Genomic DNA, 16,836 nt, shown 5'->3' with positions numbered 1-16,836 from the left:
TTTATTTAGAGTATTCACTTACTTCAAACGTCAGGATACGATCGAACAACATGTAGTCCTTACGGCTGCTGAATGGGCCTTTATTGTTGTCATGTTTATTGATTGCATACGAAGCCGATCCAGACCCGGCCTGTTTTCCTTCATACCAAGCAATAAAGTCATTAACCTCTTTCATGCTCAGGTCGAATTCTTTCTCCAAACCCGTTGTCATGGTGACCACCAGAATGGCACGGTTTCCTGAAGGTGTTTGAGAATTCTTAGGCTCGCCAGTTGATGGATCATTTGGATTTGTTGTACCAGACTTACCTGGTTGACTTGGTTCTCCCGTAGAAGGATTACCCGGAGTTGTCGTCTCAGTCGTTTGAGGCTCATTTGGTGTAACAGCCACTTCATTAGAAATAGCCGTCTCGACTCCATTAAAAATAGCTACTACTTGAAAATAGTAAGTCTTCCCGTTCGTCAAATTAGGAATGACATAGTTACCAGCTGCGTCTTTTTCTACAGCAATTGAATCTGTATATTTATTAGGTTCTGTACCGTAATTAATTTTATAATTAGTAGCGTCCTTGATTGTATTCCAACTTAATTTAGCAGATGAGTTCTGTGGCTGACCCTTAAGATTAATTGCTTCCACCATGCCAATAGTTATCTCGTTAAATGCTAACCATGATTCACCTCCGTCAGCATCAATTTTTATACCATCATAGGTTCCAAGCTTCACTTTATCGGGTTGTGACGTTGTATATTTAGCAGTTAAAGTATGATTTATTTGTTCACTTATTGGTACCCACTTTCCACCTTCTAATCCATAAATGGTGTATGAAACCGCTATCGGTGGCAAAGCACCAGTCGTAATCTGAACGAAATTCATTTCGATTGGGCTAGGAAAAATTAATTCAATATTCCCTTTGGGTGTACCGGCATTCCAAAACGTTTCGGTGTCTCCGTCTATTGAATTTTCCGCTACATAGTTGCTATAGATACTGCTAGCTTTTGCAGTAGTCCCTGCTGGAGGTGAGAATCCAAGCATCCCTTCTACTGTTTTATTTGATGCAGCTGCATGTGTAGCTGACGGTAGTAACATGATACTAATTAGAAAAAAAGATAAAACCGTAGCCAAGAATTTCTTTGACATGATTATTAGCCCCCTATGAATATCTTCTATATCCATAAAGATAGATTAACACTCTCATATTGTCTAAACATAAACTTGCAGATTTATAATTATATCGATATATTTGCATATTTATTTTTTATTGGGTATAAAAAAAGGGACTCATGCCAGCTATAGCCAGCGAAGTCCCTCTTCACATCTACTCTAAATTCAAACTGATCAATTAAAAAAGCTCTGCCGACCAATTAGGTTAGTAGAGCTTTTTATTTCTCACGTTTTGATAATGCAAAATTGATTATTTTTCCACTTACAGTCCCGATCAGAATATAATTAATCTTCTTGCGATTCCTTTTACCATAAGACACCTCCATTAATAGTTAAGCTCTTTTATACTATATTGGGAGACATGTCGAAGTATCGCATAGCTTGTCGCAAAACAAAAAAGAACTTTCAGTTATGGTGAACTAGAGAGAGTGAGAAAATTTAAATCCACAATTAAACTTTTATTTCCATATTATAGATATTAATGTTTAGACAACCCTTTTCCACTTTTGTATGCTTACTAAGCAAACAAAACAAAAAGGGGATTTATACATGAAAAGGAAATTCAATTTAATATTATGCTTCGCTTTACTTATTACCATTTTCCTTCCATTGTCATCAGTAAGCGCCTACACTGGTGGTTATGCCAACGGAAAAAGTGTAGATGCAATGTTACCTGATGGAAGACCGGAGACAAGTACAACGCTTATAACAGATAACAATGAAGAAACAAGCTATTTACTTCCTAAAGATAACGTGCTTTGGATTGATTTAGGTACAGATAGAACTATTGATTCATATAAGCTTAAAAGTGATTCCAAAAATTTACGAATTACTTTTTACGATCGAGACACAAGTTGGAAATCCTCACTAGAAACCAACGGAGGTAATGGAGAACTGAAGAAGCTTCGAGATGAAGAAACAGTTGAACGCGTTAGATTCATCGCTCTTTATTCACTTAGTGGTGAAGACATAAATATAAGCGAACTCGACTTTTTCTACAGTAAAGACACAGTACCAGCACCGGAACCTTCTCCAACATCAGATCCTAAACCGGCACCTGGTTCTAATCCAACGCCTAGTCCTAATCCGACACCAAACCCTAAACCTGAACCGTCAGAACCTTCACAACCAACTGGTGATCGCGCCATTTTGGTTGTAACAATGGATAATGGTTTGGAAAAAGAATTCGACCTGAGCATGAAAGAAGTAAACTCCTTTATCGCATGGTATGAAGGTAAACAATCTGGATCTGGTACAGCATCTTATGCCATTGATAAGCATTCCAATAACAAAGGACCATTCAGTAGCCGTAAAGACTATGTAATATTCAATAAAATACTCACGTTTGAAGTAAGCGAGTATTCAACTAAATAAACCACAAAGGGCTCCTTACTGGCTATATACCAGCGGAGTCCTTTTCTACATCTACTTTAAAATCAAACTGATTACGAAAAACAGTCCTGTAGAATAACTATAAAATGGTAGGTGGGTCGTCTTTTCTGTAAAATCGTTTGTACCACCAAATGATACAAAAAGAAGACGATCTCATGATAAATTCTATCACGATTACACATCCATCCTTCAATCTACTCTGGCTCCTGAAGAAGTACAAACCGTTGCAGAGTTAGCAGATTATGAAGACCAGGCCGTAAATTTACTTTATACCATCTACTTCAATATAGGTCGTAACCAACTTGTATACAAACACAACCGGGAAGTACGCGGAAAGGCGGACTATATTTGGGTTATGGATCATAGTTATGGAAAACTGGAACGTTTGACCACTACAAAGTCAACGGACAATCGTTCGTCATTCGGATCGCCTATTTTACATTCTGATCCATTAATTAAGATTATTTATTTTGGTTATATTTAACGGCTGTGGCTTTATATATTTCCACACAAAAACACCCTTAAAGGGTGTTTAATGAAGAAACTATTCAAAACAAGACGAATATATCTGTCCGATACTGAAAAAGCTTACTGCAGCACTAATCAATTCTGGACCGGCATCTTTAGCTGAGTAAGTTATAGCAAAAGTTAACGCACGAGTTATAGTATAGCCATCTTCTCTGGCCTATAACCCACAATATTAAACATAACAATGAGTGCCAAAAGGCTGGAAATAGACCTTCGTAGAACCGATTTCAATGAACATCTCTCTTTTAACTTTTTTTGGTACACAACTATATTATGCTAGAATATGGTACAATGCAATAAATATATCAATACCTAGGAGGTTATGTAATAATGAACATAAAAATGTTATTTTCACTCATTGTGTTACTTATCGCTATTATCGGACTTATTTTTACTCAGTTTAAAAATGAAAATATTAATATTATTTACAGTTTAGTGGGGATTATTTTGATTGTGATATTCTTTATACTTCTCTCAAAGAATGAAAAAAAGAAGAAATAGCTTCTGAACTGTCCATACTCATGTTAGATTCCTACGAATAAGGTTTGTAGGAAATAAAGACAACAAAAAAGCACGGCTTCCAAAAAGCTTGAAAGCCGCGCTGTGCTTGTGTTTGTAAGGATGCTGGTGAAGGGAATTGAACCCCCGGCCTACGCATTACGAGTGCGTTGCTCTACCCCTGAGCTACACCAGCGAGTCAGTATAAGCTGACAACAGAAACTATTATACTCTTCCTTACATAAAAATCAATGACTTACATCCATTTTTTCAACTAGGATTTGGATTTAGTTCAGTGACGTTCCTTGTTCCTATCCCGGTGCCAGACAGCTTATCAGCGACGGAACGGAGCTTTTGACGGCTGGAAGAAGGCTTGTCGCGACGGTCATCGATTTTGACCGAAGTGGAGACGCGCTTGGCTCCTGACAGGAATGGCGCCTCGTGCAGCGCGGCAATGGCGGTAAATACATCGTCCAACGAACCTTCAATAATCGTGCTCATAGAGGTAAGCTCGTAGGAAATTCCTTTTTGCGCCTTCAACACATTTTGCATCTGGGCGACATAGTCGCTCAGACTGGTACTGCCTGTTCCAATCGGGATTACAGTCACTTCTGCAATGGCCATCGTGGACTTCCCCCTTCATTCTAAAATGAACTACACTTCTTCAAAAATCTAAAAACAATGTCGGATGAAACAACCTTATTGCACAATAAGATCATATGTATTGCTTTTGTTTCTGAAGTAAACCTCTTTATTATTTATTGTATCGTTCAGACGGCTTCAATTCAAATATACCCCGCGGATCATGTACATATTTCGATTTTCCATTCCTTTTCCTTTACGTACAGCTTCAAATGTTGCTATAATACTCCTTGCACTTATTTAAATTTTAAGTTTTTACACACAATATGTTGGGTTAAATATTCATAACAGTTCTAAATATAGTGATGTAGCCGATAACTCGCATGAGAAAACAGCTTTCTCCTTCTTGATTGGCAAACGCATCGCTATTTCTATGTTATGGGATTACATACAGCCTAAAAGCTGTTATTTTTTTCATTGTCACTTTGTCGACATGATCCGATCACCTTCATGTCTTTTCCCCAAGCAAGTATTCCAAATCAGGAAAGCGAGGAATTCATTCTATGCCACAGCTCGTAACCAAACCAAACAATCGCCAATTGGCTTTTGATGAAATACGTATTTTGGTATATGCCGACCGTATACTCAGCGGATTGGACAAGCTCGATAAAGAGCGCCTGATCCGCAGTGTAAACAGCAAGCTGCGCCGCGATGAAGTCACGGGAGAGGAAATCAGCAACGCTTTTACCATGGCTGCACTTGAGCTGGTCAGCAAAGAGGAACCAGACTGGAAATTCGCTGCTGCGCGTTCCTTGCTTACTTCCTTGTACAAAAAAGCGGCCACTCATCGCCGCTACAAGTCCTATGCAGACGAACCTTACGGCGCTTTGTATCCATTGATTACAGAACTGGTCGAAAAGGGGATCTACCGTCAGGAATTGCTCGATTGCTATACCAAAGAGCAAATTGAGGAGTTAGGTGCCTCCATTTTGCCGAAAAATGACTTGCTGTTTGATTATATCGGGCTGCTGACGCTGTCTGAGCGTTATTTGGCGAGCGATTTTGACGGACGCGTAATGGAGCTGCCACAGGAACGGTACATGATTATCGCGATGTACCTCATGCACCGGGAGCCTTCGGATAAGCGCATGGAGTTGGTCAAGGAAGCGTACTGGGCAATGAGCAACATGTACATGACGGCTGCGACCCCAACGATGTCCAATGCCGGGAAAAAGGTGGCCGGACAGCTGTCCAGCTGCTTTATCGACACGGTGGACGACTCGCTGGAAGGTATTTTCGATTCAAATACCGATGTAGCCCGTCTCAGCAAAATGGGCGGCGGTATCGGCGTATACCTTGGTAAAATACGGGCCCGCGGCTCGGACATCCGCGGACATAAAAATACAAGCTCAGGCGTCATTCCGTGGATTCGCCAGCTGAACAATACAGCCGTCAGCGTGGACCAATTGGGTACACGCAAAGGCGCGATTGCCGTTTATCTGGACGTATTCCACAAGGATATCCTCGCCTTCCTTGATCTGAAGCTGAACAACGGTGATGAGCGGATGCGTGCACATGACGTGTTCCACGGCGTATGTCTGCCCGATCTGTTCATGGAGCAGGTCGAAGCACGGGGTGAATGGAATCTGTTTTGCCCGCATGAAGTCAAGCAGGTGATGGGTTGGAAGGATGAGAAAGGACGTGCACTGGGACTGGAAGATTTTTATGATGAATCCTTTGGTGCCGGCTCTTTCCGTGACAAATATGAGGAAGCGTCAAGACATCCCGCGCTCTCCCGTATTACGGTGCCTGCCATCGACATCATGAAACGCCTGATGAAATCGCAGCTGGAAACAGGCACACCGTACATGTTCTACCGTGATACGGTAAACCGGGCCAACCCGAACCGCGCTCACGGTATGGTATATTCCTCCAATCTGTGCACGGAAATTATGCAGAATCAATCTGCAACTGTCGTGGAAAAAGAAGAACTGGTGACAAAGGACGGACAAACACGCATTGTCATTTCCAAAATCCCTGGCGATTTCGTCGTCTGCAACCTGAATTCTATCCACCTGGCTCGCGCCATTCCGGCAGGGGTATTGGATCGTCTCGTACCGATTCAGGTGCGCATGCTGGATAACGTTATTGATATTAACAATATTGAGGTGCTGCAAGCCCAATATACGAACAGCCAATATCGCGCGATTGGTCTGGGTACGTTCGGCCTGCATCACCTGCTCGCACTCGAAGGTATCCGCTGGGAATCGGATGAAGCGGTAACCTATAACGACCATTTGTACGAAAAAATTAACTTTCTCGCGATTAAATCCAGCATGGAGCTGGCAAAGGAAAAAGGGCGTTATGCCAAGTTTGAAGGCTCTGACTGGGAAACCGGGCATTATTTCACTTCCCGCGGCTATACAGACGGTGCGCGTGAAGGCAAATTCGTCACCTCGTCCGAGTGGAATGAGCTTGCACAAGAAGTGAAAGAAAACGGCATTCGCAACGCATGGTTGTTCGCCATTGCCCCTAATGGTTCCACGTCGATTATTGCCGGTTCTACCGCCAGCATTGATCCACTGTATGAACTGCTTTCCTATGAAGAGAAAACCACCTACAAGATTGCTAATCCTGCACCGGACCTGAATGAAAAAACGATCTGGTACTACAAAACGGCCTTCCTGCTGGATCAGCATGCTTCGATCAACATGGCATCTGCACGTCAGCGGCATATTGACCAAGGCCAAAGTTTTAATCTGTATGTGCGTCCGGACATTAAGGCTACGGAATTTCTGGCTCTGCACATCCATGCCTGGAAAGCGGGTATGAAATCAACCTATTATGTACGCAGCCGTGCACTGACGATTGAAGAATGCGAAAGCTGCGCATCCTAAAATAAAGGAGAGAATCTCCCATGCAGTTGCAAAAGATTTTTAACACGGAAGCGCCTAACCGCTCTACCCGTATTATTGAAGGCGAGAACTCCGGTATTCTGAACTGGAACGATATTCGGATGCCGCATATGTACAAGCTGTATAAAGTGCTGCTGCTCAACCACTGGATTCCGGATGAAATCCCGATGTCCAAGGATGCATCCCAGTTTCCATTGCTGGATGCCGAAGAACAGCGCACATTCAAAATTAACATCGGTCTGCTGGCCGTGCTGGATTCCATGCAAACGATGTTTGTCGGGGATATAAAACGTTATTTTACCGATTCTTCTCTGGAAGCTATTTCGGCCATTATCGGACAGCAGGAAGTAGTGCATAATCAGTCCTATTCCTATGTTCTGTCTTCTTTGGTATCAGAGCAGGAGCAGAAGGAAATCTTCGAATACTGGAAAAATGATCCTGTCCTTTTGGAACGCAACACGTTCATATCTGCTATTTACCAGGAGTTCCGCGATGAGCAGAGTCCGCAGACTTTTTTCCAGGCGATGGTAGCCGATTTGATCCTGGAGGGCATTTTCTTTTACAGTACATTTGCTTTCTTCTACAATCTGGCTCGTGATCAAAAAATGATGGCGACCAGTCAAATGATCTCGTATATTCAGCGCGATGAAAATCAACATTGCTACTTCTTTGCTGAAGTGTTCAAACAGCTATTGGCTGATTTCCCTGAGCTGAACACACAGGAAAACATGGACTATGTCTACCGCATGATCAATCGTGCAGTAGAGCTGGAAACGAATTGGGCGCATTATACGCTCAAGGAGGTTCGCGGCATTGACTTGAACGAACTGAGTGACTATATCAAATACATGGCGAATATGCGCCTACGGCTGCTCGGTATGGACAAAGCCTTTGAAGGTGTGGACGTAAATTCCATGCCTTGGATCAAGCCATTTTCGGATGAAGCGCTGAATGCCACAAAAACAGACTTTTTTGAAGCAAAATCACGCAATTATGGCAAGGTCGGAGATGACAACGGTTTTGACGATTTGTAAAACTTTCAGTGCCTTAATTCGGGTATCGCCGGGTTAAGGCTTTTTTTCTTTCTTCCTCTGATTCCAACCTGTTTCGTTAATTTTAAAGTTTAAAAGCCTCGCTCAGAAAATCGAAAAGCAGCCCCTTACGGGGCAGGAGCCGCTGTTCTTCAATCCCGGTCTGGGGCTTTTCCGTCCTTCTCCTTGCTGGGCTCGGAAGAACGTGGGACAGACATGCTGATCTCCCCTGTAACAGGGCCGATTGCGATGCATGGACGAGAGGTTTTCAAATTCGGGGTACGCATTCTGGAATCTATGCTGACGAAGATTATAGGGAGTTAGAATTAAGCCTGGATGATTCGCTTTGATTATTCCGCATCAGGCCAATATCCGGATCATTGAGCATACCGCAGACAAGTTGAAGGTTCCACTGGATAAATTTTTTGTAAATATTGAAACCTACGGATTCACCACTCATTGGAAGTTCACCTTCGCCTGGTATGGCGCATACATATAACCTAGAACTATATATTCAGGCACTTCAAGCCTCATCCCTGTCCGATTACGACGGCGGCTTCAACGCTGCTTATACCTGCTTGGTATATGAGGGATAGCCTCCCGTATGCTGGAGCATTTCGATTTCACGTAAAATACGCGGTAAATCAGCCAATGTGTTCATGACGATATGAGCCCCTGCCCTTTTTAATCCGCACACGCTCTGTCTGCGCCGTTCCTCAGCCACACTGTCGTCCACTATACGGCTCGCTGTCTGTGCTGCGGCTTCGTTATGGTTGAGCACACCAATCGTCCATACACCGGCATTTCTTCCCTCTTGCATATCAGCTGCAGTATCTCCGACTTTCACAATATCGCTGAGCGGAAACACCTGCAAACGATGTGCAATTTCATAAATCATCCATGGATAAGGACGACCCTGCGACACTTCACACGGAGATACCATGCAATCCAGCGTATTGGGCGAATGTGCAGGTGTGAAAATAGGGCTCAGCATCTCCATCGGGCAGGATGTCGTAGCACCTGGCTGAATACGGCGATCCTGCAATTCTTGCAGCGCCTTGTCTATGCCGATAGCAGGCTCAGCGCTCTGCACCAAGGAACGGAGAACAGGAACAAGTTCAAGATAAATATGCTCAATATCCGTTCTTCCAGGATGTGTGCCAAAGTATTCCAGCCACTTTTTGCGAACCTCTGACAGTCCCAGCACACGGGCAATATGATCGCGGAGCGGCAGCCCTCTCCCATGAGACATCTGATCCTCTGTTACCTGAACACCTTTCCATCTAAGAATATCAAGCATGCCCTGGATCAGACCCCGTCCCCCCGGGGTCAAGCAATGTACTTTCGAGATTAAAAACAACTGCCTGTATCATGCAATTCCCGCCTCTCCCCACCGCGGCTATCCGCAATGTTTATTGGCATTTGCATCATTCGATCTCGGAGTTCAGTCGCTCGCGGATACACAAATAGACGGACAGTAACACTCCGGTCTATCTCTTGCTGATTGAAATGTCATAAACCGTAAGCGGATTGTAATAGGAATTAATTCCTTCATTGGATACGGATTACTTGACGTGATAAGGAGGAGTCGCCACATGAGACAGCCTTGGAATGAATTTAATTCCAAAATGCCTTGGCGGATGGAGCTTGGCTGTTATGCGCTGAACAAACTGGCCTGTGGGGGATTGGTCTTTGGCCTCTTATGGATGTATTGCTACCTGGCAGAGGAAATAACGGGAATGCCCGTGACTATAGCAGGCAATAGCGGTGAGCTGACCGCACAGTTATGGGCCTATGGCTTTGCCCTGCCAGCAGCTCTTGCCGCCGATGTGCTGCTCGATTTTTTACCCTGGCTGCGAAGACCCGAGCAGATCAGTCTGTACGTTGTCACAGGATTCAGTATTTTTCTCCTGCTGGGTTCTTGGATGTCCCCTGAAGGAGCAGGGATTTCATGGAGCAGCGGCATAGCTGGAGCAGGAATCACGCTGCTGTATTATGGGGGAAGGCACTGGCGGAACCGTGAATATGGGGTACAAATCCTGCTGGCCTTCCTCCTGCCGCTGCTCCTTTGGCCTATAGGGCTTCAATAATGTCACCGGCCACCACGGCGGCCGGATGCTGACGATGGCGCGCGGCCATTTCGCCGGCTATGCCATGCAGATATACGCCAAAGGCCGCTGCCTGCGAGGTGTTCAAGCCTTGGGCCAACAGGCCTGCGATGATGCCTGTCAGCACATCGCCCGCACCGCCTGTCGCCATGCCGGCATGGCCAGTCGTATTGACGTAGGCTGAGCCATCCGGGCACGCGATGACGGTACGTGCCCCCTTGAGCACCAGTGTGACCCCACGTGTCCGGGCGTACTGCCGGGCATAGGCAATGCGGTCACGCTGCACCTCTGCCGCCGGGATGCCCAACAGGCGCGCCATTTCGCCAGGGTGGGGCGTCAGCACGGCCCCCGCGCCTCTCGGCTTCCAGCCATCCAGCTCAGGCCCTGCCGAGGCAAGGATGTTCAGGGCATCCGCATCGAGCACGAGCGGGCCCTCATATTGCTCCCACAGGCAGCGCAGCCAGCCTGTGTCCCCTGTGAAGCGGCCGAGGCCGGGGCCGACGGCCAACACATCGCGCGCCTGTGCGAGCTGCAGCAGTTCGTCCGCAGAGTCGGCGTTCCATTCGCCGTCTCTTCCTGTCGAAGCGGCAGCGAGTATCAGCTCCGGCGCGGCGCCGATCACGTGTGGCAGCAGCGCTTCGGGCACGGCCCACGTTACAAGGCCGCTGCCGATCCGCAGGGCAGCACGTGCGGCCAGCAAGCCTGCGCCGCTCATGCGCAGGCTTCCGGCGGCCACAAGCACGTGCCCGTAAGTGCCCTTGTGCCCGTCCGGCACGCGGCTGCGGCTTACGTCCACGTTCAGCGCTTCGCGCAGCGTATCGCGGGTCAGAAGACGCAGCTGCACGCCGCACTCACGGGCAAGGGCGGGCGGGATACCGATGTAGCGCACCACTACATCGCCTGCGGCGGCAGCGCCCGGGTACTGGACGAGTCCGCGCTTCAGATAGGCGAGGCATACGGTGACGTACGCACGAATACAATACTCGTGCAGCGAGCCTGTATCAGTGTCGAGACCGCTAGGCACGTCAACCGATACGATCGGTGCGCCGCTGTCATTGGCCTCGCGGATCAGCGAGGCATACGGCTCGCGCGGCGGGCCCTGCGTGCCCGTGCCCAGCAAGGCATCGACGATGCCTGTTGCATCGCGCAAATCGAGATCATCCCGTCCGTAAACGATAACCGGGATGCCCAACGCCGCGATGACATCGCGCCCGGCAGCCGCCTCGCCACGCAATGTATCCGGTGAGGCGGCGTAGACAACGGTGACGCGCAGGCCCGCATCAGCCAGGCGGCGGGCCGCTACCAATCCGTCACCTCCGTTGTTGCCTTTGCCTACGAGAATATACCAGTGCTCCCGCTGCAATGCGGCACGGCGCCCGTCATTCCATAGCTCCACCCGAATGCCCCCGCTATGGTACGGCAGTTCGCGCGATCCTGCCTGAATGGCCTCTTCTGCTGCCTGCTCCCTGAACCTCTCCGCTCCGTCAGCAGCGCGTATTGGGTTGACGTAGTCTCGGGCAGTACCCCCGGTGTTTTCATGGCTTGCTCTGCTTTTCACAGCACAAAGCTTTATTACCTCGTCGGCTACCGCACGCCCGGCATTCTCCATTAACGTGAGGGCCGGAATCCCCAGCTTGTCAATCGTATACCGATCCAATTGCCGCATTTCATCAGCAGTCACTATATCCATGCTTTTCCCCTCCCGCATCGCCATACGTATTGATGTACGTATCGCTTAGTAACCGACCGTAAAACGGGAATTGACAAATTCCCCTGCCACTAGCTCATCCATCAGGGCTACCGCGTAGTCCTCCACCGAGATCCGGCTGTGTCCTAGTTCGTCCACCACTAAATGATCCAAGCCAATGCGAAAATGTCCGGTACGCTTCCCCGGTTCGATCATGCCAGCAGGGCTGCAGTACGTCCAATCCACATCAGCCGTACGATACAGCTCGAATGCTTCAGCATGCGCAGCTGCAAGTGGCTTGATCTCCTCCGGGAACTCGGCGGTATCCATCAGGCGTTCACCGTTTTCTGTTTTCAGGCTTCCGGCTCCGCCAACTACAAGTATACGCCCCACACCAGAACGCCCAGTGCCTTCCAATAAAGAACGGGTTGCTTCAAGCAATTCTTCCTCGGCTCCGAATGTGGGACCGTAAGCGCTAATGATAGCATCATGCCCTGCTGCCGCCTCCGTAACGGAGTTCGGATTTAGAATATCCGCTTGAACGACCGTTAAATACTCGCTTTGCTCCGTCATCCGCTGTGGATTACGCACCGCGGCCGTTACTTCATGCTTGCGCTTGATCGCTTCCCTGACCAGCGCATGGCCAATCGTTCCCGTTGCTCCGAAAATTATCACTTTCATATGAACATGCCTTCCTTCTATAATTTACTTATTATCCATCAGTACATCCCTTCCGATCTCGGACCGGCCGATTGAAGCCCAATTGCGCATACAAGCGATCGGCTAGCATATCGGCAATCAGCGTGGCAAAGCTGCCCGGACGGTTGATTCAATGTCTTATGATGTTCTGCGGCAATATCTATATTTTTATTCATGGTTGAATTCCTCTCAACGATTGTAATCTTATCCATTTTATCAAAAAATACTTCATATATCTTGGCCTGCAAATAGACAAGCCCTTGAAAACCCTATGTGGTCTGTGCAATAGTGTAGAAAGAACAATGGAAGGAGGGATTGCGGGTGTCCCTGACGGACTTAGCGGCCTTAGCCGCATATATCTCACCCGGTCTGATTGCCCTTCTGCTGGCGTTATCCCTGCTGGTATGGCTGTATGTTCACAGCGCTGCCCAGCTTCGAAATTCCCGTCAGCAGCGGCTAAATGAATTACAGGAATCGCTGCGCATCTACGGGCGGTTAGCAGGCTGTCTCCAAACCAATATCCAGAATAGCAGCACCGAAAAGCAGCAGCAGCCGAATGAACTGATTCATGCCCTTCAGGAGACGAAGGCGGCTCCCTATTTAACTCCTCACCTGCAGGAGCAGGTTCAGTCATCCCTCCGGGAATGCGATGCTTCCCGCAGTGAGTTGCTTCTCAAATCCCTGGAGCGTGAAATGAATAAATTGATTGAAGAACGGCGGCTTGTTTTGCTGGAGTCCCATGCTCCGGGCTGGGGAACCGCTTTATGGAAGCTGCTTCGTCCTGCAGCTGGCCCGCTGGCGCTGGCCGGGATCGTCTGGCTGATCTCGCGGCTGCTTGTGGATTTGACGTCGTACAGTAACATGGATAGTAGTCTGGCTAATAGCGAACCATCTGCTTACTGGCTTATCGGGTGTACATGGATGAGGTTCGCATCTGGTCTGATCGCGCTGCTGTATGTATATCGGCTGATGACCTTACGCAAACAAAATGATCTGGACGTAACGGCTTCCCATTTTCCGACAAGCCTGTTATCTATCGTGATGGCCGCCGTTGCCCTGTTCCAATGGATCGGACCGGAGGCAGCTCCCTACATACTGGCTGCACAGTTCGTTCTGTTCTTGATCGGCTTCTGGATTACACGTGGCCGCTCGCGGAGTGATCGTCCTTATGTCGGCCAGCCAGGTCTGATGAAGGCAGATTCACCACATCCAGCAGGGCATGCGACAGGCAAGGGCAGAACGTCCGACTCTTCATTCGCAGAGGAACATATCCGTTCCTAGCATGCTGGTTACGCACGGCCTTATGCAGTATAAGCCTTTGAAACCACATACCATCACCAGGACATCCCACTAACAGCGAATGATTCAGGGGTGTCCTGTTTTTCGAACAATTTTCGGCTTTTTGGGGCGTTAGGGTTGTACCAGCAATGAAGGAAAGGGTATATTGTTTATATAAATGTAAATTATATCGTTTTTTATGTATGAATATTAAAAAAACATATATGTTTAACTACCATCCATTGATGATGTGCGTTAGAATTGGAGGAACTATGCAACTGGACATTTCTGAAAAATCACTTCCCGTATATGAAGCACTGGCTAGTGAAGTTCGGCTGAATATGATTGTTCTGCTTGCGGAAAAGCCTATGAATATACGCGAGCTGGCAGAGGCGCTGGGACTTAGCAGTGCAATTATGACCATGCATGTTAAAAAGCTGGAGAAAGCGTCCATTATTTCGACCAAAATGCTGCCAGGACGAGGCGGGGTTCAAAAGGTATGCTCGCTGGCTACCGACAAAATTGAAATCGCCATGCCACGCTATCAGCAGGATGTGCGGCAATTTCACCAGACGGAGATTTCTGTCGGCCACTTTACGGATTTTGAAATTCAGCCGACCTGCGGGCTGGCAACCATCGAAAAAATCATCGGCGAATTCGATGAGCCTCGTTCATTCCTGGACCCGGAACGTTTTAATGCCAAAATCCTATGGTTCAGCCAAGGGTATATGGATTATAAGGTACCGAATTTCCTGCTGTCCAGCCAAAAGGCCGAGGAACTGGAAATTTCAATGGAACTGTCATCTGAGGCCCCTTTCACCAATGATAACTGGCCTTCAGATATTACTTTCTTTTTAAATGATGTCAACCTGGGTACTTGGACCAGCCCGGGGGATTTCGGGGATAACCGCGGTAAATACACACCCGCATGGTGGCCGGATTTCATCAATCAATACGGCCTGCTCAAAAGACTTCGCATTACGTCCGAGGGTACTTTTATGGACGGCAAGCAGATCTCCGATGTGACTTTAAGCCAGGCGCTGATTGATCAGAAGCAATGGAAATTCCGTATCGCTATACTGGATGATGCCCAGCATATTGGAGGGGTAACCCTGTTCGGCACCGGATTCGGTAACTACAACCAGGATATCCTGTTCCGGTTGTACTACAAACCTGCGGAAAGCCACAACAAAACAGCAGCGATAGAAGCTGGCGATACAGCCAAATAGCTGTTCATCCGTTTTTAACCTAGACACGGCGTATGCCCCATGCCTTTCATGGAAGCAAAGCGCCGTGTTTTATTATGCTCGCTTTCCATGCTCTGCAGCTACCGTGCAGGTTCAATCAAAGAAGGACGTTCACTCCCCCTTACACCCCCGATTATCCGCAGGTCACCATCTTCTACACGCAAATGCACAGACATAAATCCCTCTGTCCTCCCTTGATGCATAGGTTCCTGTATAAAGTGCACATTGGATTCTCTTTACATAAACTTCTCGTTTTGATATATTGTTGGAGTTGATTGTCAACCAATTTATATTTATTTTGGTTGACAATTAAAAATACCAGATTGACCAAGGATGGTGATCATTACGCAATATGAACGTCTCGCCGCAATGAATAAGGCGCACTTATGGCTTCCCTTTACTCAAATGAAAGATTACAACAAGTCGGACCCTCTTATTATTGAACGTGGTCAAGGTGTCAAACTGTATGATATTCAGGGCCGGTCTTATTATGACGGATTCTCTTCTGTTTGGCTGAATGTACACGGTCATAACGTACCGGAACTGAATCAGGCTATCACGGATCAGTTAGAGCGAGTCGCCCACTCTACACTGCTTGGAATGGCGAATATACCTGCCATTGAATTGGCCGAGAAGCTGGTGAATATCACCCCCAAGGGCTTAAACAAAGTGTTTTACTCCGACTCAGGAGCAACCGGTGTCGAAATCGCAATCAAAATGGCGTTTCAATATTGGCACAACCGCGGCATACATGAGAAAAAGACATTTATTACGATGAATCAAGCATACCACGGAGATACCATCGGGGCAGTCAGCGTCGGCGCGATTCCACTATATCATGATGTGTTCCGGCCGATGCTGTTTCCCACAGAGGTCATTCCTTATCCTTATGCTTACCGCCACAAAGGCGGCGCTGCGGGTGCAATGGAGTCTACTTTAACCGCTTTACGCCATTTGCTTGAGACTCGCGGGGATGAAATTGCGGCTCTCATGGTGGAGCCGATCGTGCAGGGAGCGGCAGGAATGATCATCATGCCGCCAGGCTGTTTACGGGAAATGGCCTTGCTTTGCCGCAAACACCAGGTACTTCTCATCGCGGACGAAGTCGCAACAGGCTTCGGTCGTACAGGAGCCATGTTTGCCTGCGATCTGGAAGGCGTTGCGCCTGACCTGATGGTTGTCGGCAAAGGACTCACCGGCGGTTACTTGCCCGTCGCCGCGACACTTGCGACTGACGAGATATACGATGCCTTCTATGCCGATTATCAAGAACAAAAAACGTTTTTTCACGGACACTCCTTTACTGGAAACCCGCTTGGCTGTGCCGTTGCTTTGGCCAGTTTAAAAAGAATGGAGGAGCGGGATATGCTCAAAGACGTTATATCAAAGGCCTCACTCGTCGAGCAAAAGCTTATGGCACTTAAAGAACGTCCGCATGTCGGGGAAATTCGGCAAAAGGGCCTGATGATCGGAATCGAACTCGTACGAGATAAGGCCTCACGCGAGCCATACGACTGGGAAGACCGGATCGGCGTTCGCACTGCCGAGTGTGCAAAAAAGCTTGGCATGCTTACAAGACCGCTTGGCAATGTTGTCGTATTTATCCCTCCGCTTGCCAGCACCGAGGAAGAGTTAAATGCCATGACAGATATTTTGGCAGCATCCATTATGGACGTCACCGAAAATGGGTTCACGATATGAGCACATTAAGG

The 16,836-nt window shown here is 47.5% G+C and carries 13 protein-coding genes, 1 tRNA gene and 1 pseudogene; 9 read left to right on the top strand and 6 right to left on the bottom strand.

The window, feature by feature from the left end:
• Position 1 precedes the first annotated feature (1 nt).
• Positions 2-1,135, bottom strand: coding sequence for a fibronectin type III domain-containing protein (locus JO375_RS05760; RefSeq protein ID WP_229523552.1), 1,134 nt, complete (start codon positions 1,133-1,135; stop codon positions 2-4).
• A 573-nt stretch (positions 1,136-1,708) separates the two neighbouring features.
• Here JO375_RS05760 and JO375_RS05755 point away from each other — a divergent pair.
• Complete coding sequence (locus JO375_RS05755; protein ID WP_229523551.1) at positions 1,709-2,533, top strand: hypothetical protein; 825 nt, start codon at positions 1,709-1,711, stop codon at positions 2,531-2,533.
• Positions 2,534-3,409: 876 nt separating this feature from the next.
• Positions 3,410-3,580 (top strand): hypothetical protein, encoded by a 171-nt coding sequence (locus JO375_RS05750; RefSeq protein ID WP_229523550.1) that lies wholly within the window; start codon positions 3,410-3,412, stop codon positions 3,578-3,580.
• A gap of 121 nt (positions 3,581-3,701) precedes the next feature.
• Here JO375_RS05750 and JO375_RS05745 read toward each other — a convergent pair.
• Together JO375_RS05745 and JO375_RS05740 are read right to left on the bottom strand one after the other, a co-directional pair.
• Positions 3,702-3,773 (bottom strand) — tRNA-Thr (locus JO375_RS05745).
• Positions 3,774-3,847: 74 nt separating this feature from the next.
• Positions 3,848-4,201: an MTH1187 family thiamine-binding protein gene (locus tag JO375_RS05740; RefSeq protein ID WP_229523549.1), complete on the bottom strand. Its 354-nt coding sequence runs from the start codon at positions 4,199-4,201 to the stop codon at positions 3,848-3,850.
• Between the two features lie 521 nt (positions 4,202-4,722).
• Between JO375_RS05740 and JO375_RS05735 the strand changes: the two genes are divergently transcribed.
• From JO375_RS05735 to JO375_RS05725, 3 genes are all read left to right on the top strand, one after another.
• On the top strand, positions 4,723-7,056 hold the full coding sequence (locus tag JO375_RS05735) for a ribonucleoside-diphosphate reductase subunit alpha (RefSeq protein ID WP_229523548.1): 2,334 nt from the start codon (positions 4,723-4,725) through the stop codon (positions 7,054-7,056).
• Positions 7,057-7,076: 20 nt separating this feature from the next.
• Positions 7,077-8,108 carry a ribonucleotide-diphosphate reductase subunit beta gene (locus JO375_RS05730; protein ID WP_229523547.1) on the top strand — a complete coding sequence of 344 codons (1,032 nt, stop codon included), beginning with the start codon at positions 7,077-7,079 and terminating at the stop codon, positions 8,106-8,108.
• A 343-nt stretch (positions 8,109-8,451) separates the two neighbouring features.
• On the top strand, positions 8,452-8,604 hold the full coding sequence (locus tag JO375_RS05725) for a 3-oxoacyl-[acyl-carrier-protein] synthase III C-terminal domain-containing protein (RefSeq protein WP_229523546.1): 153 nt from the start codon (positions 8,452-8,454) through the stop codon (positions 8,602-8,604).
• A gap of 69 nt (positions 8,605-8,673) precedes the next feature.
• Here the strand turns inward: JO375_RS05725 and JO375_RS05720 are convergent.
• Positions 8,674-9,478, bottom strand: a pseudogene (locus tag JO375_RS05720) (HAD hydrolase-like protein).
• 222 nt (positions 9,479-9,700) lie between these two features.
• Here JO375_RS05720 and JO375_RS05715 point away from each other — a divergent pair.
• Complete coding sequence (locus JO375_RS05715) at positions 9,701-10,195, top strand: hypothetical protein (RefSeq protein WP_229523544.1); 495 nt, start codon at positions 9,701-9,703, stop codon at positions 10,193-10,195.
• Here the strand turns inward: JO375_RS05715 and JO375_RS05710 are convergent.
• The gene (locus tag JO375_RS05710; protein ID WP_229523543.1) at positions 10,179-11,903 is read right to left on the bottom strand and encodes an NAD(P)H-hydrate dehydratase; all 1,725 of its coding nucleotides are present in this window, start codon (positions 11,901-11,903) and stop codon (positions 10,179-10,181) included. The two genes, JO375_RS05715 and JO375_RS05710, sit on opposite strands and share 17 nt — an antisense overlap.
• Positions 11,904-11,948: 45 nt before the next feature.
• The gene (locus JO375_RS05705; RefSeq protein ID WP_229523542.1) at positions 11,949-12,581 is read right to left on the bottom strand and encodes an NAD(P)-dependent oxidoreductase; all 633 of its coding nucleotides are present in this window, start codon (positions 12,579-12,581) and stop codon (positions 11,949-11,951) included.
• A gap of 339 nt (positions 12,582-12,920) precedes the next feature.
• Here JO375_RS05705 and JO375_RS05700 point away from each other — a divergent pair, with 339 nt between their 5' ends.
• The 3 genes from JO375_RS05700 (at position 12,921) to bioA (ending at position 16,825) form a co-directional block, all read left to right on the top strand.
• Positions 12,921-13,880: a flagellar export protein FliJ gene (locus tag JO375_RS05700; RefSeq protein WP_229523541.1), complete on the top strand. Its 960-nt coding sequence runs from the start codon at positions 12,921-12,923 to the stop codon at positions 13,878-13,880.
• 269 nt (positions 13,881-14,149) lie between these two features.
• Complete coding sequence (locus tag JO375_RS05695; RefSeq protein ID WP_229523540.1) at positions 14,150-15,106, top strand: ArsR/SmtB family transcription factor; 957 nt, start codon at positions 14,150-14,152, stop codon at positions 15,104-15,106.
• Positions 15,107-15,457: 351 nt separating this feature from the next.
• Entirely contained in the window at positions 15,458-16,825 is a 1,368-nt protein-coding gene (gene bioA / locus JO375_RS05690; RefSeq protein WP_229523539.1) for an adenosylmethionine--8-amino-7-oxononanoate transaminase, read from the top strand.
• Positions 16,826-16,836 lie beyond the last annotated feature (11 nt).

This window comes from Paenibacillus farraposensis, assembly GCF_020736845.1.
Lineage (GTDB): Bacteria > Bacillota > Bacilli > Paenibacillales > Paenibacillaceae > Paenibacillus > Paenibacillus farraposensis.
Note: the sequence above shows the minus strand (reverse complement) of the source record. Positions and strands in the feature narration are given on the sequence as shown.